Below are 20,300 nucleotides of genomic sequence, written 5' to 3'. Positions count from 1 at the left end.
CCAATTAATACTATTCAAATGAAAATCAATACGATTAAGATCATTCTATTTACTTTAATCGCCGTACTTGCCTCCTCCTGTGGTAGCAGTGATAAAAAAGAAAAAAATACGCATTCTCTTGGCGAGGGTGACGGACATCATCACACTAAAGCATTAGAAAATAAAGAGACTACCAAAAAAATCAACAAGTATGAAAACGAGCTTGGACAGGCCCTCGATAAAAATGGAAAATTTATAACAGGCTGCCCCTCACACAAAGAAATGATTGGCTCAGAAGGTGATACTTGTCCTAAATGTGGTTATATGACCATGTTACCCATTACATGGTCACTGGAAGGAATAGATACGGTAAGGGTAACAAGCCTCCCCGACTATAATCATCCTTCTGACAAGCTAAAAAAAATAAATTGATTACAAAAAAAGTTTTAGAATTTTTACATTACGGCGGCCCATCATTTCCGGGTCACCGTTTTTATATCTATCATTCTGTATTGTGACCCACATACGATTACTTTCTCTGTTTAGTCTGCTATTTTTAATGTTGAATAAATTCCCATGATTCATAAAATATCATAAATCAAACAAGTAATACCATAACATTTTATTATTCATAAAAACAGACTTTTGGAGTGGTAACAATATGAATACTAAATATTTTATACTCCATGAAATTATTAATCAAAGGGATGGTATGCAACAGGTGCATTTTTGTTCTGGCTCAGGAGTTTCCAAAGCTGGGTCTTGAACTGTCAGAAATACGTTTAGGTGAGGTCATTCTAAAAGAAACAGATCAGACAGCCATTGATGAGAAAGTGATCAAAGCCATGCTGAAAAAAAATGGGTTCGATCTTTTCTACAGTAAGAATCAAAAGACAATAGATCAGATCAAAGATACTGTTGAAAAAGGTATTCAACAACAATTATACACTGGTAACCCTGTGAAATTTTCTGCACTTCTCAGCAACGAACTTCATAAAGATTATGATTCATTAAGCTCGCTGTTCTCATCCTCTGAGGGATGTACTCTGGAAAGATTCATCATTTCAAGAAAAATAGAAAAAGTAAAAGAACTTCTTGTGTATACTAATCAATCGATGTCCGAAATTGCATATGCCTTAGGATATAGCAGCCCGGCACATCTTTCTAACCAGTTAAAAAAATATACCGGTTTTACATCTTCTTACTACAAACAGATCAGACTTGATAAAATGACCATTATACAGGAACAGTCTCCTGATGATCCACCTTCCTGACAACCTGATTCCACTTTTTCTCATACAGATGACAAATCTACCACGAGTATCATTTTAAGCGAAGCCCTGTTAATTGATGGGCTTCGCTTTTTAATGCTGTTCGGTATAGATTTATTTACTCACATCTTAGGATATGACAAGATAAATTCCGCAAATCTTATCTGTAATTGTGTAGAAGGCACTACAGGGTCTGTAGGTAATTTTGACCTTAAAATTTAACAATTAGTTGGATTAAAAAAAAAGTCATGTTATACAAATACAGTACACAAAGATTGTGGGTTTTAATTCCCATGCTAGGCATCCTGTTGATTGGTTGTGAAAACAAAGAAAAAAAAGCACCTGAAAAAGCAGCAACAGCTCAGGCAGACACCAGCAAATTACCGGTAGACATTATAATCGCGCAGCAGCAGCAAATCAATCAGGAGGAAGCTGTAGTGGGAACTATGATGCCTTATCGTGAGGTTTCAATTGTGAGCGAACTGCCGCAAAAGATTACTCAGGTAGCTTTTAAAGACGGCAGTTATGTCCGTCAGGGAGCTGTTCTTTACAAGCTGAACGATGCTGATATCAGATCCCGTTTAAAGCAGATCGGGGCAGAACTTAAGCTGGCCCAGCTAAGTAAAAACAGGTTGAGCAATCTATTAAAAACTGAAACGGTAAGGCCCCAGGAATACGACGAGGCGGTTATGCGTTTTCAATCTTTAACTGCACAGCAGGAGCTGCTTAGGGTAGATTTGGCTAAAACGGTCATCCATGCTCCCTTTTCGGGAAAAATCGGGATTTCAAAAGTACATCTGGGTGCTTATGTAACACCTGGTATCGGGTTGGTTACCTTACAGGATCAAAGCAGCATTAAAATCAATTTCTCTGTTCCTGAAAAATACCTGCCATTGATACACGCAGGAGGCCAAATACGGTTTACGGCTGAGCTTTCTGATCAGGAATATTCAGCAACTATTATCGCAACAGAGCCGGGACTTGATGCCGAAAGCAGAAGCTTACAGGTACAGGCAATTACCCAAAATATGGGTGGAAAATTTCGTGCAGGACTTTCTGCTAAAGTCTATTTCCATGTTTCCGATAAAGGAGCTACCGGTATTATGATCCCCACTGAAGCTCTTGCTCCAGGTGAAAAAGGCTATACCGTATTTGTCATAAAGAATGGCGTAGCAAAACCCAGGCCCATCACTATTAGCAACAGGACAGAAACAGACGCTGTTATTACATCCGGTATTGCTACAGGGGACAGTATTATTGTTTCCAATATGCTGCGCTTAGGAGACGGCACTCCTGTAAAAGCAGTGGTCTCTAAATAATCAATTTCAAATCTTAGCATTATGAGCATATCAGCTTTAAGTATAAAAAAACCGGTTTTGGCCGGTGTATTTTCGCTCCTTATCGTTATTTTAGGGATCATAGGATGGAAAGAATTAGGGATTCGGGAATTTCCGTTGACGGAGCCACCTGTCATTTCGGTCGTTACTTTTTATCCCGGAGCAAGCCCCGAAGTAATCGCATCCAAGATTACCAAACCAATGGAAGAATCGATTGCCGAAGCCAATGGCATACGGACCATATCTTCCGAATCGAGAGAACAGGCAAGTGTTATTTCAATAGAATTCAACCGGGAAATAGACATTGAAGATGCCCTCAATGATGTTAGAGATAAAGTGGCTAAATCCAGGAAACAGCTTCCCGTCGATGTGGATCCTCCAATCGTTCAAAAAACATCATCACCGGACAATCTGGTAGCATTCCTTGAAGTGGAAAGTGACACCAAGGACATCAAAGAGGTTAGCCACCTCGCCTCTACTACCATCAAAGACAGAATTCAATCGATTCCCGGCATTAATAACGTATCCATTGTAGGAGAGCATAAATACGCGATGCGCCTTCGTTTTGAACCTGCTAAACTGGCAGCCTATCAGCTTACTCCCGCAGATATCCGCCAAGCATTAGCAAGGGAAAATATTGACCTGCCCGCAGGACGGATAGACGGAACGAACAGCGAACTAAGTATCCGTACCATGGGACGTCTTACTTCTGTAAAAGATTTTGAGGAAATGCTCATTAAGCAAGTAGGAAGTACCGTAATCAAACTGAAAGATATCGGCTCAGTCGAATTGGGAGAAGTCAACGAACGTACGGCTATTATCAACGAAACAGGAAACCTTAACCGTGTGGGTATAGGTGTGGCTATTCAGATACAGCGTGGGGCTAATGCAATTGAAGTGGTAGATGAGTTTTATAAACGTCTGGATCAGCTTCGAAAGGAAATCCCCTCTGAATACCGTCTGATTGTGGGCTTCGACTTTACTCAATCTGTGCGGGAATCTATCAAGGAGGTAGAAGAAACGCTCTTTATTGCTTTCGGACTGGTGGTATTGATCATCTTTCTATTTCTTAGAGACTGGCGGTCCACCCTGATTCCGGTGATTGCCATTCCCGTTTCGATTCTTTCCGCATTTTTCATCATGTATGTGGCTGATTTTTCCATCAATATACTGACTCTTCTGGGACTGGTCCTTTCCATAGGACTCGTGGTGGATGATGCCATTGTTGTCCTTGAAAATATCTATAAAAAAATTGAAGAAGGTATGTCGCCGATACAGGCAGCATTCATAGGTTCTAAGGAGATTTATTTTGCTGTTATTTCCACTACCATTACGCTGGCCGCAGTATTTCTGCCTATTGTTTTTATGGGTGGTATCAGCGGACAGCTTTTCAAGGAATTTGCCATTGTAGTATCCGGCTCAGTACTCGTCTCTGCTTTAGTGGCATTAACGCTTACTCCCATGTTGAGTGCTTATTTTCTGAAGAAAAAAGAAAGACCGAATTGGTTTTACCGTGTTACCGAGCCATTCTTTGTCCGTTTAAATAATGGATATGCCTTTTTGTTAAAAGCCTTTATGCGCGCCAGATGGATGGCCTGGGTTTTCCTTGCGGGCACGACCTCACTGATCTATTTTGTCGGCGAAAAACTTCCGTCAGAATTGGCTCCCATAGAAGACCGTTCCAATATGAGCCTCATTGCTGTTGCTCCCGAAGGCGTTTCTTTCGACTATATGAAAAAACATATGACTGAGGTTGGGAAATATGTCAACGATTCCACCGACGGTCTTTATCAGACGTATTCGATGGTTGCTATTTCATTTATTCCAGCTCCTGCCCCTGTCAATGTGGCTGTACAAAGTATCTATCTCAAAAATCCTAAAGAACGGAAATCCAGCATTCAGGATCTCTATAGCCAATATGGAGCTGCTTCCGGGAAATTCAGAGGGTTTCTTCTGTTTCCTTATCTGCCTCCAACTATTGGGAGCCGATACGGAGGAGGTATGCCTATCCAATATGTATTACAGTCACAGAACCTGGATAGTCTGACTGCTGTACTTCCAAAATTTCTGACAGCAGCGCGACAAAGTAAAAAGCTTCTCTTCGTTGATGCTGATCTCAAAATCAATAAACCTGAAGTCAAAATTAATATCGACCGCCAGAAAGCAGCTTTGATGGGAGTGTCTATGGAAGAAATAGCCCATACTTTGCAGCTTTCATTCTCCGGACAGCGTTATGGATATTTTCTGCGCAACGACCGTCAGTACGAAGTGATTGGACAACTGGATCGTGAAAACAGGAATGATAAAAGTGATTTAAGTGCGATCTACGTTCGCTCGGCAACAGGCATGATGATCCCGTTGAATAATCTGATCACCACGGAAGAAGCCGTAAGTCCGGCAGCCATTTACCGGTATGATCAATATACATCAGCTACCGTATCTGCAGCAATGGCACCCGGAGTAAGTCTTGCAGAAGGAATACAGGAAATTGAAAAAATCAAGAAAGAGATTCTGGGTGAAAATTTCAAAAGCTCCTTAGCCGGTCAGTCAAGGGACTATACTGAAAGCCAGGGTAATATCAGCTTTACCCTGATTGTGGCATTGCTGTTTATCTATATGATCTTAGCGGCCCAATTTGGAAGCCTTCGTGATCCGCTGATCATCATGCTTACCGTACCAATGGGCATCACCGGAGCGATTCTGAGTCTGTCATGGTTCGGGCAAAGTTTAAATGTATTCAGCCAGATCGGGATCATTACCCTTGTAGGACTGATCACCAAAAACGGAATATTGATTGTGGAATTCGCCAACCATCTGAAAGATACAGGACTTTCAAAATACGAGGCGGCAATACAAGCTGCAGAACAGCGTTTCCGTCCGATTCTGATGACATCACTGGCCATGATATTCGGAGTACTGCCCATTGCACTTACTGTTAACAGCCGCCAGTCATTAGGAATTGTCATTGCAGGTGGGCTCGTCTTTTCGGGAATCCTCACCCTATTCATCATTCCTGCTGTTTACTCCTATTTATCAAGCAGTAAACTTAAGAAAGTTGTTGTGGAAGAAAATCCCGAAGACCAGACAGACCATGAGTAAAATAATGATGTAAAATTCAAAGAAGATAAAATGAAAATAAAGATTTTATATATAGCAACAGCAGTGCTTTTGACCCAAAGTGTCAATGGATTGTATGCACAGAAAAGAGCACTGACTCTAACCGATGCCCTGGAAATGGCAAAACAGGGAAATAAAGCCATACAGATACAGGTTTTGGAAGAGATCCATGCTAAAGAAATGACCAGAGAAACAAAGGGCAGCCTGCTGCCCAGCATTTCTGCCAATGCAGCCTATTCCCGGTATTTTGACAGACAGGTTATCTTTCTCCCGGGTTCATTTGCAGGTACCGACAAACCGGTTCAGGATGTCGCTGTTGGCGGAAAAAACACCTATAATACATTTATATCCTTATATCAGCCTGTTTATGCTCCGGTCAAACATCAGCTGACGAAAGTATCAGCGATTAATGAAAAGATCGAGAATGTAAAAACAGCTGATCTGAAAAGCCGTGTGGCCCTTAAGATTTCTACAGGCTATCTTGATATACTGATGATGAACCGCCAGCTTGGTTCATTCGAGCAAAGCCTTGAACGGAATATCAGGGCACTAAAAGATTCCCGCTCTCTGCTGGCCCAGGGAAGAGGTTTAAAATCAGATACCTTGAGCAGCTTCATTGCGGTGGAAAATCTTAGATCCTCTATATCCTATTTAAAAAACAGCATCGATGTATCCGGTATTGAACTCAAAAGACTGATCGGATTGAAAGAACCAGTCGAAATTGAATTGACCGATCCGCTTGAGCTTGGTATAGAGACAAGCCAAAGTGAGTTTCAACAGGTGGATGAAGCATTTGGTATCGCTGAGAAAAACAGGAACGATATCACGATTCAAAAACTGATGATACACCTCACAGAAAAAAAATTAAAGGCTACTCAGGCAAAACTATTGCCACAGATATCCCTTATAGGTCAATATCAGGTACAGCTGCAGGCTGATGATTTTAAATTCAGTCAATATGCATGGCCAAAAACTTCTTTTGTGGGCATAGAACTGAGTGTCCCTATTTTTAACGGCAACCGTGTACAGTCTCAGATCAGTCAGGCAAAGATCAAAGCACAGCAGGAAGATATACGGCTCCATGATTTAAAAGATGAGGTCAGAACTGAACTCGCCACGATTATCAGCAAATGGAAAGAGGCCCTTACACAGCTTGACATCCATGAAACAACGATAAAATCTGCAGAGTTAAATCATAAAATGGTCGAATCCCGTTTTCAGAACAGCCTGGGTTCAAGGCTTGAACTTACAGATGCCGAACTGGCGCTGACCCAGGCCCAGATCAACTACCTGAATGCTGTCTATCATCTACGGATTCTCCACGTACAGCTGCAACATGCTCTTGGATTGCTGAGCTTATAATTAAACCTAATAAATAATAAAAAAAATGATAACAGATACAACACAGACCATGGGCCATACAGTCCCATACAGCAAACGCTGGTCGGCCCTTTTTTTACTGTGCGCAGCAGAATTTATAGTAATTATGGATACCTCAATTATCGGGGTGGCCCTGCCTGCCATAAAAGCAGACCTTGGTTATTCTCAAAGTGGTTTGCAATGGATTTTTAATGCCTATGTTATTCTGTTCGGCGGTTTTTTACTGCTTGGTGGCCGTTTGTCTGATTTGTTTGGTCCGCGTAAGATTTTTATGTGGGGTTTTGGTATCCTTTCCGGTGCCTCTCTTTTGGCAGGTGTGGCCTGGTCAGAAGCAGCACTGAATACGGGAAGGGCTTTGCAGGGCTTAGGTTCTGCCCTGATCGCTCCGGCAGCGCTTACTTTGGTCCTCTCTAAATTTACCGACCCCAAAGAACTCAATAAAGCATTAGGTTTTTGGGGTGCGTCTGCGGCAGCTGGTGGTTCTGCGGGAGTTTTTCTTGGCGGAGCTATTACCGAATGGCTTTCATGGCATTGGGTATTCCTGATTAACATTCCTATCGGAATTGCAGTGTTGCTTTTTAGCAAAAATCTTCTGTTTAAAGGAAGTACTCAAAAAGGAAAAGTGGATATCACAGGGGCCATTTTTGCAACAGCAGCATTGATATTGGCCGTTTATGCAATCGTATCAGCTGAAGGTGCAGGATGGAAATCTATGCAGACTATTGGACTGCTGGCCCTTTCCATACTGTTATTGATCATCTTCCTGGTGATCCAAAAGCAGAAAAAGGAACCCTTGGTACCGCTTAGTATATTCAAAGTTCCCAATCTATCACCGGGTAACCTGGTCATGGCTTTATTGGCGGCAGCGTGGATCCCTTTATGGTTCTTTCTGAATCTCTACTTGCAGCAGACCTTACATTATTCAGCCTTCAACAGTGGATTGGCATTATTGCCCATGACCATTGCGATCATGCTTCTGATGGTAGGCGTTACAGGCAAACTGGTCGCTAAATTTGGTTTTAAAACCAATCTGATAGCTGGATTGATGGCCCTTACAGCTTCCCTTCTCCTGTTTAGTATCATACCTCCGGATGGAACATTCCTGGTTAATGTACTGCCAGCTTCTCTACTGGGTGCCTTAGGAATGTCATTAGCCTATATTCCGGGGACTATTGCATCAATGTCTGGTGCCAAGCCTGGAGAAACAGGACTTGCTTCCGGGCTGGTGAATACTAGTTATCAGGTGGGTTCAGCTTTGGGTCTGGCTATTGTAGTCGCTATTTCAGCGGCAAAAACCAATGCTGTTAAAATCGCTGGAGCTACTGATACTGCTGCCCTTAACGAAGGGTTTCAAACTGCATTTTTATCAGCAGCTGTTGTCTCTGCAATTGCTGTTATCATTGCTGCTTTTTCCATCAAATCCCTTAAGTAACTAATGACGGCCGGACTTCAGATATGTGTTTGAAGTCCGGTTTTTGTAAATCAGTAAATCTTACAAATCAAATCGAAAATAGCGCAAAAAGCAGCACCCTTATTTTGCTCACCTTTGTATCATTAAAACAATTAAAATTTAAAAACAATGGAAAAAAATAACACTCAAAATTTTCAGTTCAAGACTAATATCAACTGTGGTGGTTGCTTAACAAAAGTAACTCCATTTCTAAATGATGCCGAAGGCGTTTGCAATTGGGAAGTAGATATCGATCATAAAGATAAAGTACTTACCATATCCACAGAAGGCATTGGCGAACAGGAAGTTATAGAAGCTGTTCAAAAAGCAGGCTTTAAAATAGAGCCTCTCGATTCTTAAAAAGAGAATCCATTAATCAGTAAAACCCCATTAGCATATGAAAAATGCCCATCAGACAGATCATAAAAATGTGTATACCTGCCCTATGCATCCTGAAGTAACAGGCCAACAGGGAGAACGATGTCCAAAATGCGGAATGGACCTGAAAGCTGCCGATCAGGAGAATTCAAATGAATATCAGGTACAGCTAAGCACTTTCCCAAAAACTAAGGAAGCAGGAATACCAACACAATTGACATTTGCCATCAAAGAAAAAGGTCAGAATGTACCGTTAGAGATTTCTCACGAAATGAAAATACATTTAATGGCAGTCAGTGAAGATCTAACCTGGTTCCGCCATATCCATCCTGAAGAACAGGCAGATGGCACCTATGTGATCACAGAGATCTTTCCTAATGGAGGTAAGTACCTTTTATTTGCCGATTTTAAACCAAGTGGCGCGCCGCAGGTTGTCAACAGACAGGAAATTGACGTGCAGGGCAATTATAGAGCAAGTAACCAGAAGGTGTCTCATCCTTGGGTTTCAGAAGTTGATGGTTACATAGTGACACTTGAAAATGGAAATGATTTCAAAACTAGCAGAACACAATCTCTGGAAATATCCGTTAAAAAAGGTGGAGAGAAGTTGCAGGAAAATAATCTGCAGCCTTATCTGGGAGCATCTGCTCATATCGTCATGATCAGTGAAAAGGATAAAGAATTCCTTCATATTCATCCTGTGTCAGATGAACGTTTTCCTATCTATTCAGAAACGTACATTGAAAATTCTGGTACTTACAGAATGTGGGTACAGTTTAAAATAGATGGAAAGGTGCATACCGCGGATTTCACGGTTGATGTCCCGGAGGGGAAAAAAACAGAGAAAGAAGAAATGCACCAAGGACACCAGTAATAAATGCGATTGATTAAAAAGTATGGTTAGCGGGAGTTAGCAAAAAAAAACATTTCAAAATATACGTTAAGCCATATAGAGAATATTTGAATCCTGATTTTGAGGTGGTCAATTCCGTTTTCGAATATACCTATAATCATTGCATTTACCTTTTTTATTTAAGGAGCATGGAGAATTTTCTTCATGCTTTTTGAGCTTACTATTACTGATTATTAATATAGTTTTTAAAATACACAACGTGTTCATATTAATGCTTATTTATTCTTCACGACAATTCACTACAATATGAATATATATATATTTCTTATTATAGTAGCTTATTTCAGCTTCTGTTGTGTACTCACAATAAAGTCATTTTTTGATGTTTATCAGGAAAATTTCAGATGCTACAAGAATGAGAGTAATGTTGAAATACACATACTCCTTCATCATCCGGCAGAACTTATACCTATATACAGATGGAAGATCAAACATTAAGTATATTCTCCTATCATTACGTTAATCGTAACAAAGATTAGCCAATTTATACATTATTATGGTGGATAAATACAAATAAATGTTCCAAATCGGTATTGCTTTTTGAGGTCAGTACAGTATTTTTCTACCTTCTATTTTCACCATATTCTCGCTCTCCATTTTTTTTACGGTTCTTATTACCGTTTCTACACGTAGCCCTGTAAGATTGGCAATTTGTTGTCTGGTATAGGGTATTTGAAAAGTTTGGTTATTATCGCTGCACTGGGTTGATTTTAAATAATCAATAATTGTTTTGATTTTGAATTGAGGGTCTGAAGATGAAATATTAAAAAGCATCAAATATTTGTAATAGAGCCGGTCGGCCATACATTTAAACATATCCATCATAACATTTCTGTTTTGACCAATAAGAGAAAAGAAATCCTCCCGAGGTACTTTTAAAAGGGTACACTCTGTTTTTGCAATAGCATTCATAGGATAAGATTTTTCATTAAAGAGCAGTGACTCTCCAATGCTCTGTCCATCAGACAAAATATTCTGGGTAAATTCTTTGCCATCCTGATGGTAGTTGTTAAGTTCTACAACACCATTAACAATCTGAAAATAAAATTTTGGGAGGCTCCCTTCAGTAAAAATTATTTCATTAGGAGAATAGGTTTCGTATTTGCCTCCATACTCTAATAAAAGGTCTTCACGGATGATCATATCTTAAAAGTTTTAAAGTTAAGTAATGAATCTCTTAGTAAAAATTATTTTTTTCAATATCAAAAAACAAGCCATATTTATTTATTGTTATTAAAAAAAAACAATCTCATTATGATCGAAGTAATAATACAGGAGAATAGCGTTTGCTAACTTTAACAAATATTATCTGCTCCAAATAAAAAAACAAAATGAAAATTGCACAAGAGGAAATCTTATAAAATCATTAAATAATGATAAAAGATTTCTTATCACTCTGGCTGATAAGAATAATTGCCATGTTTTCCTCCCCCTTATTTACCAAGTTGGTACGTCTTTTATTCAGGCATCTAATATCAGTTATCCTTTCCGTAGATTATTTTCTAGATATAAAATGTAAATTTTCACATGGAAAGCCTTCTTGGAGTTGATCCTGAAAACAATGTATTAGAGATAGATACAGGAAACTTACGATATGATTATTTAGTGCTCGCCCTGGGAACTGAATCTACTTTTTTGCAATGGAGAATGTACAGAAATATGCTCTTCCTATGAAAAATATCCAGGAGGCTCTGTACTTACGAAATCATATACTGCTCAATCTCGAACAAGCAGCAAGAAATAAAGATATAAAAATGGCAGAAAGACTTTAGAATATAGCAATCGCCGGTGGTGATCCTACAGGTGTAGAACTAGGCATGCTTGCAGAAATGGGAAAATATATTGTGTAAAAAGAATATCCTGAAATAAAACTCAATCTCTCCAATCTCTGTCGATTGATGCGCTCCCTACAATGGCACAAAAAACATCCTATAATCTGCTGAGAACATTTCACATCTGTATAGCTTATTTTTTTCGCATGTCTGCTGATCACACAAATGTCTGAAGTAAAATTTAGTTTTACTTCTCAGGCAAGCTCCTGGCCAATCAGTCCATTGGATCTTAATATAGTCTGCATACTATTTAATCTTTTTAATTCACATTATTTTCTCAACAATTTGATACTTATAAACTGGTATAATTTCTGGTATAAATACCGAAGAAGCTAGATAGATGTTAAAAGCGCTGATACTATATTCAGTCTGACAAATTTCAGAAGAAAAGGAATAACCAGAGTACCTAAATTATAGTAAGTTGTAACAGAATCTGTGGTCGTGTCAGATTGCTTCTCAAAACATTTAAAAAAAAGACTTACATTCTTAAAATTTATTCGCCATACAATTAATACAGTAACATCCACAACCTTAATAAAAAATATCATTCATTTATTTGAGTTCAATTATTATTGCTTGTTTTAAAACCTGCTACTCTACTCTTTCTTTTACGTGATTTATTTCTGAGGTAAAAAGGGAAATAAGCTAGTAATGCGAATCTCTTTACAGTCAAAAAGAATGAAAAACCTTATTTTTGATTATAAAGGCACTGAAAAACATTGATGTGCTCCATGTAGAGTGCAAATCATAGATCAATACTAGCATCTATATATCAAACAGAAAAATAACATATAATGAATTTTTTTTTAAATTTTATCAATCTCCATAATGGCGAAGAAAAAAAGGATAAAGTACTGGATAACGTTACGTCCAACATTTCTTTCAGGGGATCAAATCTCTGGATTCTTGCCTGTGCTATAATTATAGCTTCAGTAGGACTCAATGTAAATTCAACGGCAGTAATTATCGGTGCCATGCTCATCTCCCCTTTAATGGGACCCATTGTTGGGGCGGGATTTGCACTGGGAACAGATGATTTCCCCTTACTTAAAAAATCTATTAAAAATCTCCTTATAGCTACTGTGGTGAGTCTGCTTGTTTCTGCAGTTTATTTCTATTTAAGTCCTTTTAAGGATGTCCAGTCTGAGTTATTGGCAAGGACATCTCCTAATATTTATGATGTATTGATTGCGTTTTTTGGAGGTCTGGTTGGGGTCATTGCCATTACGCGGGTAGAGAAAGGAAATCCCATTCCCGGAGTTGCCATCGCTACAGCACTGATGCCACCTCTGTGCACTGCAGGATTTGGATTGGCTACATTTAATTTTTCTTATTTTTTTGGAGCATTCTATCTCTATACCATTAACTGTTTTTTTATCTGTATCGCTACATTTCTGGTTGTAAAATATCTTAAGTATCCATCTTCGCTTATCGGTAATAAATATGAAAAAAGAATTCGCTACAGTATTTCATTTTTAATGATCGTCATGATTGTACCAAGCTTTTACCTGGCTTATAACCTTTATAATGAAAAAAAGTTTACCAAAACCGCTGAACAGTTTATACAGAAGGAATTTGACAACAATGGATATACCGTGATTTATAAAAAGATCAATTATCATTTAAATCCCAGGACTATTGATGTTGCTTTTATTAATAAAAAGTTTACCCCGGCTGAAGTTGAAGCTTATAATAAAATGCTTATCAGCAGCGGTCTGTCCAATACAAAATTGAATATAAGACAGAACACATCAGATCTTAAATCAGAGATTTTAAGTGAAATCAACAAAGCTGACCGTCACATCTCTGAAAAAGACATTGCCATTTCACAACTAAGGCAGCAGCTCGACATGTATAAAATCTCTGACTCCACGCTCATGAAGGAATTACAGATTTTATATCCTGATATGAAAAGAATTTCTTACGGGAAGATTGAACAGTATCCTCATACAGACAGTATGAAGCTGCAATTTGCAATCATTTATTCAGGCGAAAATATAAATGAGCCACAACTCAAAAGCTGGTTAAGGCAAAGACTACATGAAGAAAATATTGAAGTTGTACAAAATGAAACTAAACAATAATTTCAGCTCATAAAAAAAAGATGGGCTCAATACCTATAATAATGGTTAATAAAAATGAATTATACAAGACAACATTGCTTCTCTTGTTTAAAACAGATGAATGACAGCATCCTCTTGACAATAATAAACCTCAAAAATTTCAATTGTATAGGTTCACATTTCTGTTCAGACGAGGATGCTTACTGATAGGATCTTCGGCATCCTGCACTAAAGCTGTCTCTGATGAGCTGATGGACATCAGAGAGTTTATAATACAGCTTACCACTGATGGTATAGTAAGGTAATTTTTTATCAGAACGGTAGCGCTGCAGGGATCTTGAACTTATTTTAAGCAGCTGTAAAACATCCTGATTATCCAGCAGCTGCTCTCCATCAATACTGTTTAACTCGTTTTTATTCTCTTTTAACTTCTCACTAAGAATGTCAAATCTTGTCATAATTCTTTCCATCCAGGAAATGAATTCTATTCTATCAATATTCATAATACTTTTGTTTTAATGGCTCTTACAAAGTTTAGCAAATACCATGAATTTCCTTCGGTAGCCCATCGGTACTACCGTACGATTCTTCTCCGAATACCATCAATATTACACTTTTAAAAATTATCTCAACGGGATTCCAATTGATCTTAAGGTTAAAACGGGACATCATATACTCAATCAAGCAATGAATAATAAAGCTAAGACATATTCAAACAATCAAACAGATATACTGATTTTCAGATACGCTAAAGCCTTCCTATAGGGAAGGCTTTTTAAATTTGAAGTTGGTAAAAATGTCAAACTGCTATCCTTGTCAAAATCGGCAATTATTCTCCAGAACCAAAAAATCAGGCAGAGCAGCAAAGTCCAGTTCTTGAATCACATATTCCAATAAACGGAGATCCGTCAACAGTGCTGGTGCATACACATCTTACTACACATCCTATTTGTAAAGGTAAAATAGCATTTAATGCTCCTTTTACATTCTTTAGATCTTGTCTTGAAAGTTTTTTTAGATTTTTCATAATCATATATGGTTAAGTTATTTTGTTTTCTGCTATACAAAAATGAATGAGTTTTTGATCAAAACAAACCTTCAATTAATAAGTGTGAATAATTTAAAAGTAAGTGTCGCATTTTTATGAAACAGCTGTTGCAAATCTCAGCCCGCTTTGACGGTAAAAAATTGAAAGGGGATACGGTATTAATCTTCTCCTTCCGTTAAAGCCTTCTCAAGGCTTTCTTTCAATAGCTCCAAAAATTTAGTTTTAGTATATTTTCTGCTTTTAATTTCACCAATGGTCTTGTAAAAATTGCCTAAATCAATTTCTAATGATCGTTCTGTAAATCTTACGACTTCACTGAAATCAACATTACCCCCATTAAAACAACCCGTCCTGTGAAGTGCATACATCAGCTCTATCAGTGACACTTTTGAAGATGTCCATATTAATTTTCCTACTTCCCCGCTATTTACCACTGTTTCCTGCCCGATATTGCGGATTGATTTTATCAGGTAATCTTCCAGCAGCTCATTAGCCTGTATTACAGCTATTTTATGGTCATGAGAGGTTGTAAAATCTTCATCAAGGTTGTATATGCTTGAGGAAAGTTTCATCTTTAAATCGTATGATTTTCTGGTAAAATACTTATGATCCAGATAAGTCGCTTTTCTTCGGCAGTAATTGTAAAAATCAGCCTGATCAGAATAATACCTCCTGAGTTTTAACAGTTCTGCCTGATAAAATTTTCTCAATGCTTTATCGCCCGCTACCGGTTTGGAGGTCTCGGTATTCAATACTTTGGAATAATAGATATACCTGGAAATAAAGTAGGGCTTATGATCTTTAAAAAAATAAACCTCATCAGCAACAGATTCAAAGGTAAAATTCTTGACCAGCTTTTTAAGTTTCCTTATACTTTCATCAAGTATCAGGAGTATGATCTCAGATGATGTCATAATATCATCATATTGATTTGTTACTATTACAATCTGCTGTTCTACATCTTGCCGGAGTACAGATAGATTTCTAAAAAATGTCTTTGTTACCATGTCTTTTCTTAGAAAATTACAAAGATTTAAAATATCAGAGAGAAACATCCGTTTTCTACCGAACTCGTAGTTTTATTTTCGGAAAGACCTGCAGAATTTCAGTTTATGACTTGAATCATAAACTCTTATTTAAAACTCTTTTTACATTTATATACTTGAATACTTTCATACTTCTAAAAATTTACACTTTGCCTCTCGTGCCCCGGGAGGCTTTTGTATTCCTGATTGTAATCTAGCATATGGAAAAATAAACTATTATGTAAATAGAACAAAAGTACTTCTTCAGGCCTGCAAGAAAAGTCTTTACAGATATTTAAATTGACAGACAGTAAAATCAGTTTTCTTCCAGTTCTTCTTTTCTTTTCCTGATAAAATCCTTTGGTCTGATTCCATTGATTTCATAAAAAAGATCTGAAAAATTTTGTCTCGAAGAAATCCCACATTCTTCTGCCAGCGCTTCAATGGTATAGTTCAGGTATTTTCTATTGGAATTTAAAAGCTGGGTAATATATGAAATTCGAAGCTCCCCTATATACCGGTTAAAATTCATTTTCTTTTGTTCATTGATATAGCTAGATAAATACGACGTATTGGTATTTAACTGCAAGGCGAGCTTATTTTGGGTCAGCCCTTTTTTGACAAACCCCTTATTGCTTTCAAACAGGCTAAGTTTAGATGATAAATCCTGGATCTGTTCAGCAGTAAGGACACTTTTCCTCTGCTCGCCTTCCGCTTTCAGCTTTTCATTCTTTTCCCGAACTTTCAATCCTTGTTCACTTAATTTGTATTGAAGCTCAGTATATTTCCGCTGCACCTTTTGCTCCCTATAATATCGGAAAATGAACATTCCTAAGAAAAATAAAGCCAAAGCAATACATACAATCATTGAAATCAATCTTCCCTTACTTTTCCTTTCAAGCTGATCTTTCTTATCAATGAGTAATCTGGTGTCATATTCTTTATGAATCCGGGGAGACAAATAACTAAAATCCCTAACTAAGACACTGTCAACTTTTAGCAGCTGTTTGGTGTAGTACAGCTCCTTTTCCAAACTTTTCTCTTTTTTACTGCTCTTGATCAGATCTTCATAACTTGCCCTAACTTCAGGTAATATGAAATGATGGGTATTAAAAATTGAATCCACCTTCATCAGATATTTCAGACCTTTGGCTTCATCAAAACCACTGTAGCTTTTTCCCAGGTAATAGTATACCACAGAGGCCCAGGCAAAATCTTTCGCCTTCAAAATCGGATCCAGCGATTGCCCCAGATCAGATATGGCTGCTTTATAATTTTTATGATTGTATTCTAAAAGCCCTTTGCATTTAAAAAAATATCCACGCTCCAAAGAAAATTCATTCATATCATATGTTCTGGAGAGCGCCACATTCACCAGACTATCCGAAACTTTAAATTGTTTTAGATTCCGATAACATACAATCATCTGATGCAGGGTGTTATAATATCCCCTTGTATTATTATAAATTTCATTAGGGTGGAGTTGTTCTTTGGATTTTGTTTCAAAGAAGTGGTTGCAGTCGTTAAACAGTTCCAACGCGTCCTGATAATACCCCAGATAGCTTTTAACAACCCCAAGATGGTACTTCACCTTATATCTGAGATAATCATCGCTGGTATTCTGGGCATATTGATAGGCTTTGAGATATTCATCCAGGGCAGGCTCAAATTTCTTGAAGTTGAAATAATAAATAATCCCTTTGCCAAGATAGGCCATGCTTATTAGATCTTTGTCTTCTGATTTCAGCGCCGCCAGAATGGTGCTGTCCGCATACAGCATCTTATGCTGATTCGAAGGTGAAAAAAAGACAGCATCTTTATAGCCCTGAACCAGACGGGAATACTCCTTTTCCTTTTTGGCTTTCGTAATATACTGCTTTACTCCCGGTAAGGCACTCGAATTATTTTTCTCCAGATTTTCATACTGACTTCTGATATCTAGATAACTCTTGTTCCCCGACTGCGGAAAAAAATTCACAAAATAAATCAAAAGAGCAAATAAAAAAAATCGAGCAGCTGTCATAAAAAAATATTATAAACATGACTTCCAAATTTAAACATTTTATATCAATAATATGTGAAATAAAAACTCTTTTTAGGATTTTCATCTCTTATTGAAGATTTTGCACTCAACAGATAGGTCTTTCGGGAAATATATCTGTCAAAATTTAAAAATTGGGACGTCTTAATTTTTAAAGCCTGCCACAGATCAGTTTTTTCATGTCTTTAACTGAGATAATTTTGGAATATGAATTCAATCAGATCCCGGCCGGGAAAACTTTTAATCTTTAAAAAAACAATCATGAAAAAGTTCATTCCCATCATCAGCAGTGTAATCCTGCTAACATCATTAAGCTGTCGTCAGACGGACAGCATTGAAGAAGATAAAAAAGACCCAATTCCTTTGAGCCCATATCACATGGAGAAAAGCTCAAAAACGGATACCACCGATCAGGAAAAAGATCCCCCTATAAAGGACGGACAGGACTGGCGGCTTTATAACCCAATCAAGCTTAATCCATAAAAAATGATTCCCTGTACTTCCATTATCACCTGTTCTACCGGATTACCCTGTCCTGCCAGCGGCATATGGGAGAGTATTGGGAGTTTTAAAACCACCCGCCCCATTGCCAAAGGCAACAAAATGCCAGACTATTGTGGTAAAAAGGTCAGCTGGAAACTCATTCAGATAGGATAAATCATCATACACCCCCTATTATTATGAAAAATATTGCCTACATCATAGCCTTACTCATAGCCTACTTCTTTGTTCTGCTATTCTGTTATGCAGGCATCAGCAAAGTATTGGATTTTGAAAATTTTCAGGTACAAATTGCCCAATCCCCTCTGCTCAGCGCATTTGCAGGATTCATATCATACAGTGTAATTCTCACTGAGATCATCATTGTTAGTTTTTTGCTTATTCCAAAACTTCGGTTAGTGGGGCTGTATGCTTCACTTGGTATGATGACGACCTTTACCATTTATATCTATCTTATTTTGAATTACAGTGATTTTGTTCCCTGTTCCTGCGGTGGTATTTTGGAGAAAATGGGTTGGACCGAACATCTGATATTTAATACTGCCTGCATTTTTCTGTCATTGATCTCTGTTATTATCATTGAAAAACATAGGCAGACCAAGAAGATAAAATATTTTATTTCGTCAGCTATTATAATAGTCATATCGTGTTTAATGGTGATCATTCTTTTTTTTCAATCCGAACATATTATCAAAAAGGAAAATAATTTTACAAGAAAGTTTCTGCCAAATTTTATCATAGAAAATGAAAAGACAGATCTTGACCACGGTGATTATTATTTTGCCGGTAAAGATAATAAGGGAATATACTTAGGAAGTCGCAGTACGCCTTTAATTCTGACAAAAATAGATTACGGCCTAAGACGAACAGAATCATTCAAAATTATTCCGGACCAATCAAATTATTCTTTCAAAAGTTTACAGATTAAAGTTAAGCATCCTTATTATTATCTTTATGACGGAACTGTGCCTGTCATTTATCGGGGTACATTAAACGATTCTTCCGCTAAAACCATCAGCAAGGGCGATGCCTTCTTTTCCCAGTTGGCGGTAATAGATTCATCTAACTTCATTCTTCGAACCCAAGACAGTAGGACGCACGAGTATACCATCGCCCGACTTCGTACCGGACAGAAAACCAATATCTCTCTGTTTCCTACAATTTTAGAAAAGCAGATCGACGGTATTTTTGACTGTGATGGCAAACTGATCGAAAACCAGCAGCATCCCGGAGAATTTCTATACACGTATTTCTACAGAAACCAGCTTATCATGATTAATGATAGTTTGCCCCGCGTAAAAAGACAGTCAACCATTGATCCTATTTCTAAAGCACAGATGGATATCACACAACTTTCCAATGGCACTCATATCATGAATGCTCCACCAACAAGGGTCAATATTAATTCCGCATTTTACGGAAACTACGTCTATAATCTTTCGGGTTTGCCAGGAAAATTCGAACCTGCCAGACTACGTAAAGGAAGAAAGGCCGTAGACATCTACAGAATAGATCGTAATGAATATATCGGAAGCTTTTATCTCCCAAAGCAAAAGGTCGAAGATATCATCGTAACCCCTGAGGGTCTGTATATCATTTCAGGAAAACAATTACTCAGATATGAATTTAGAAAACCATTAAAAGGGGAAGCCGAAAACCTTACAACAGAGTAGGCATCACTTTATATTTTTTTATTATGAAAAAGCTAATGATCCCTGCTGCTTTAGTATTACTGGGCACAGGCGTTGCTTTTGCAACCAAAGCAGCAAACAGCACCAAAGGTGCAGTTATTCCAACGTATCGTATGGACCCCGAATCGGGACTCTGCGTACAGGTTGGACAGGAATGCAGCACCATTCAAAATGTAGTCTGCAGGTGGACGGCAGACGGAGTAACACCTCTTCATCGTGCTCCGATAAGCCCTACCGAGTGTGGCAGTGTTTTATTTAAACCTTAACAACGAAA

Annotated in this window: 19 protein-coding genes; 14 read left to right on the top strand and 5 right to left on the bottom strand. The window is 38.0% G+C overall.

Annotated elements, in window-relative coordinates; genetic code table 11:
* The first annotated feature begins 18 nt into the window (after window positions 1-18).
* From BUA72_RS13310 to BUA72_RS13275, 8 genes are all read left to right on the top strand, one after another.
* Window positions 19-411: a hypothetical protein gene (locus BUA72_RS13310; RefSeq protein ID WP_072923340.1), complete on the top strand. Its 393-nt coding sequence runs from the start codon at window positions 19-21 to the stop codon at window positions 409-411.
* A gap of 254 nt (window positions 412-665) precedes the next feature.
* Window positions 666-1,253, top strand: coding sequence for a helix-turn-helix domain-containing protein (locus tag BUA72_RS13305; RefSeq protein WP_072923339.1), 588 nt, complete (start codon window positions 666-668; stop codon window positions 1,251-1,253).
* 245 nt (window positions 1,254-1,498) lie between these two features.
* Window positions 1,499-2,569, top strand: a complete 1,071-nt coding sequence (locus BUA72_RS13300) for an efflux RND transporter periplasmic adaptor subunit (RefSeq protein ID WP_072923338.1) — start codon at window positions 1,499-1,501, stop codon at window positions 2,567-2,569.
* Window positions 2,570-2,590: 21 nt separating this feature from the next.
* Window positions 2,591-5,686, top strand: a complete 3,096-nt coding sequence (locus BUA72_RS13295; protein WP_072923337.1) for an efflux RND transporter permease subunit — start codon at window positions 2,591-2,593, stop codon at window positions 5,684-5,686.
* 30 nt (window positions 5,687-5,716) lie between these two features.
* A complete protein-coding gene (locus BUA72_RS13290; protein ID WP_072923336.1) occupies window positions 5,717-7,066 on the top strand; it encodes a TolC family protein in 1,350 nt (449 codons plus the stop codon).
* 25 nt (window positions 7,067-7,091) lie between these two features.
* Window positions 7,092-8,516, top strand: coding sequence for an MFS transporter (locus BUA72_RS13285; RefSeq protein ID WP_228407884.1), 1,425 nt, complete (start codon window positions 7,092-7,094; stop codon window positions 8,514-8,516).
* A 147-nt stretch (window positions 8,517-8,663) separates the two neighbouring features.
* On the top strand, window positions 8,664-8,894 hold the full coding sequence (locus tag BUA72_RS13280) for a heavy-metal-associated domain-containing protein (protein ID WP_072923335.1): 231 nt from the start codon (window positions 8,664-8,666) through the stop codon (window positions 8,892-8,894).
* Window positions 8,895-8,931: 37 nt separating this feature from the next.
* The gene (locus BUA72_RS13275; protein WP_228407883.1) at window positions 8,932-9,786 is read left to right on the top strand and encodes a heavy metal-binding domain-containing protein; all 855 of its coding nucleotides are present in this window, start codon (window positions 8,932-8,934) and stop codon (window positions 9,784-9,786) included.
* A gap of 585 nt (window positions 9,787-10,371) precedes the next feature.
* Here BUA72_RS13275 and BUA72_RS13270 read toward each other — a convergent pair.
* On the bottom strand, window positions 10,372-10,968 hold the full coding sequence (locus BUA72_RS13270) for a Crp/Fnr family transcriptional regulator (protein ID WP_083544212.1): 597 nt from the start codon (window positions 10,966-10,968) through the stop codon (window positions 10,372-10,374).
* A 384-nt stretch (window positions 10,969-11,352) separates the two neighbouring features.
* Here BUA72_RS13270 and BUA72_RS24660 point away from each other — a divergent pair, with 384 nt between their 5' ends.
* Entirely contained in the window at window positions 11,353-11,499 is a 147-nt protein-coding gene (locus BUA72_RS24660; protein WP_228407882.1) for an FAD/NAD(P)-binding oxidoreductase, read from the top strand.
* A gap of 952 nt (window positions 11,500-12,451) precedes the next feature.
* Complete coding sequence (locus BUA72_RS13255; RefSeq protein ID WP_072923333.1) at window positions 12,452-13,741, top strand: DUF389 domain-containing protein; 1,290 nt, start codon at window positions 12,452-12,454, stop codon at window positions 13,739-13,741.
* Window positions 13,742-13,920: 179 nt separating this feature from the next.
* Here BUA72_RS13255 and BUA72_RS13250 read toward each other — a convergent pair whose 3' ends face one another.
* The 4 genes from BUA72_RS13250 to BUA72_RS13240 all read right to left on the bottom strand — a co-directional run bounded on the left by BUA72_RS13250 (window position 13,921) and on the right by BUA72_RS13240 (window position 17,771).
* Window positions 13,921-14,223, bottom strand: a complete 303-nt coding sequence (locus BUA72_RS13250) for a helix-turn-helix domain-containing protein (protein WP_072923332.1) — start codon at window positions 14,221-14,223, stop codon at window positions 13,921-13,923.
* A gap of 347 nt (window positions 14,224-14,570) precedes the next feature.
* Window positions 14,571-14,747 (bottom strand): bacteriocin-like protein, encoded by a 177-nt coding sequence (locus tag BUA72_RS24845; protein WP_410493311.1) that lies wholly within the window; start codon window positions 14,745-14,747, stop codon window positions 14,571-14,573.
* Window positions 14,748-14,926: 179 nt separating this feature from the next.
* Complete coding sequence (locus BUA72_RS13245) at window positions 14,927-15,775, bottom strand: RteC domain-containing protein (protein ID WP_072923331.1); 849 nt, start codon at window positions 15,773-15,775, stop codon at window positions 14,927-14,929.
* 334 nt (window positions 15,776-16,109) lie between these two features.
* On the bottom strand, window positions 16,110-17,771 hold the full coding sequence (locus BUA72_RS13240; RefSeq protein WP_175548902.1) for a helix-turn-helix domain-containing protein: 1,662 nt from the start codon (window positions 17,769-17,771) through the stop codon (window positions 16,110-16,112).
* Between the two features lie 324 nt (window positions 17,772-18,095).
* Here BUA72_RS13240 and BUA72_RS13235 point away from each other — a divergent pair, with 324 nt between their 5' ends.
* From BUA72_RS13235 to BUA72_RS13225, 4 genes are read left to right on the top strand one after another with little or no spacing between them, the layout of a single operon-like run.
* A complete protein-coding gene (locus BUA72_RS13235; RefSeq protein WP_139259611.1) occupies window positions 18,096-18,317 on the top strand; it encodes a hypothetical protein in 222 nt (73 codons plus the stop codon).
* A 3-nt stretch (window positions 18,318-18,320) separates the two neighbouring features.
* Complete coding sequence (locus BUA72_RS24485; protein ID WP_175548901.1) at window positions 18,321-18,491, top strand: hypothetical protein; 171 nt, start codon at window positions 18,321-18,323, stop codon at window positions 18,489-18,491.
* Window positions 18,492-18,514: 23 nt separating this feature from the next.
* Window positions 18,515-20,008 (top strand): MauE/DoxX family redox-associated membrane protein, encoded by a 1,494-nt coding sequence (locus BUA72_RS13230; protein ID WP_072923328.1) that lies wholly within the window; start codon window positions 18,515-18,517, stop codon window positions 20,006-20,008.
* A 23-nt stretch (window positions 20,009-20,031) separates the two neighbouring features.
* On the top strand, window positions 20,032-20,292 hold the full coding sequence (locus BUA72_RS13225; RefSeq protein WP_072923327.1) for a DUF6520 family protein: 261 nt from the start codon (window positions 20,032-20,034) through the stop codon (window positions 20,290-20,292).
* The last annotated feature ends 8 nt before the right edge of the window (window positions 20,293-20,300 follow it).

Origin of the sequence: Chryseobacterium sp. OV279, from assembly GCF_900128945.1 — a bacterium.
In the GTDB taxonomy this organism is placed as follows: Bacteria; Bacteroidota; Bacteroidia; order Flavobacteriales; family Weeksellaceae; genus Chryseobacterium.
Note: the sequence above shows the minus strand (reverse complement) of the source record. Positions and strands in the feature narration are given on the sequence as shown.

Bases quoted from the DNA above. Each gene is read 5' to 3' on its own strand.
- BUA72_RS13310 (WP_072923340.1), top strand. From the start codon at position 19: ATGAAAATCAATACGATTAAGATCATTCTATTTACTTTAATCGCCGTA.
- BUA72_RS13305 (WP_072923339.1), top strand. From the start codon at position 666: ATGAAATTATTAATCAAAGGGATGGTATGCAACAGGTGCATTTTTGTT.
- BUA72_RS13300 (WP_072923338.1), top strand. From the start codon at position 1,499: ATGTTATACAAATACAGTACACAAAGATTGTGGGTTTTAATTCCCATG.
- BUA72_RS13295 (WP_072923337.1), top strand. From the start codon at position 2,591: ATGAGCATATCAGCTTTAAGTATAAAAAAACCGGTTTTGGCCGGTGTA.
- BUA72_RS13290 (WP_072923336.1), top strand. From the start codon at position 5,717: ATGAAAATAAAGATTTTATATATAGCAACAGCAGTGCTTTTGACCCAA.
- BUA72_RS13285 (WP_228407884.1), top strand. From the start codon at position 7,092: ATGATAACAGATACAACACAGACCATGGGCCATACAGTCCCATACAGC.
- BUA72_RS13280 (WP_072923335.1), top strand. From the start codon at position 8,664: ATGGAAAAAAATAACACTCAAAATTTTCAGTTCAAGACTAATATCAAC.
- BUA72_RS13275 (WP_228407883.1), top strand. From the start codon at position 8,932: ATGAAAAATGCCCATCAGACAGATCATAAAAATGTGTATACCTGCCCT.
- BUA72_RS13270 (WP_083544212.1), bottom strand. From the start codon at position 10,968: ATGATCATCCGTGAAGACCTTTTATTAGAGTATGGAGGCAAATACGAA.
- BUA72_RS24660 (WP_228407882.1), top strand. From the start codon at position 11,353: ATGGAAAGCCTTCTTGGAGTTGATCCTGAAAACAATGTATTAGAGATA.
- BUA72_RS13255 (WP_072923333.1), top strand. From the start codon at position 12,452: ATGAATTTTTTTTTAAATTTTATCAATCTCCATAATGGCGAAGAAAAA.
- BUA72_RS13250 (WP_072923332.1), bottom strand. From the start codon at position 14,223: ATGAATATTGATAGAATAGAATTCATTTCCTGGATGGAAAGAATTATG.
- BUA72_RS24845 (WP_410493311.1), bottom strand. From the start codon at position 14,747: ATGAAAAATCTAAAAAAACTTTCAAGACAAGATCTAAAGAATGTAAAA.
- BUA72_RS13245 (WP_072923331.1), bottom strand. From the start codon at position 15,775: ATGGTAACAAAGACATTTTTTAGAAATCTATCTGTACTCCGGCAAGAT.
- BUA72_RS13235 (WP_139259611.1), top strand. From the start codon at position 18,096: ATGAAAAAGTTCATTCCCATCATCAGCAGTGTAATCCTGCTAACATCA.
- BUA72_RS24485 (WP_175548901.1), top strand. From the start codon at position 18,321: ATGATTCCCTGTACTTCCATTATCACCTGTTCTACCGGATTACCCTGT.
- BUA72_RS13230 (WP_072923328.1), top strand. From the start codon at position 18,515: ATGAAAAATATTGCCTACATCATAGCCTTACTCATAGCCTACTTCTTT.
- BUA72_RS13225 (WP_072923327.1), top strand. From the start codon at position 20,032: ATGAAAAAGCTAATGATCCCTGCTGCTTTAGTATTACTGGGCACAGGC.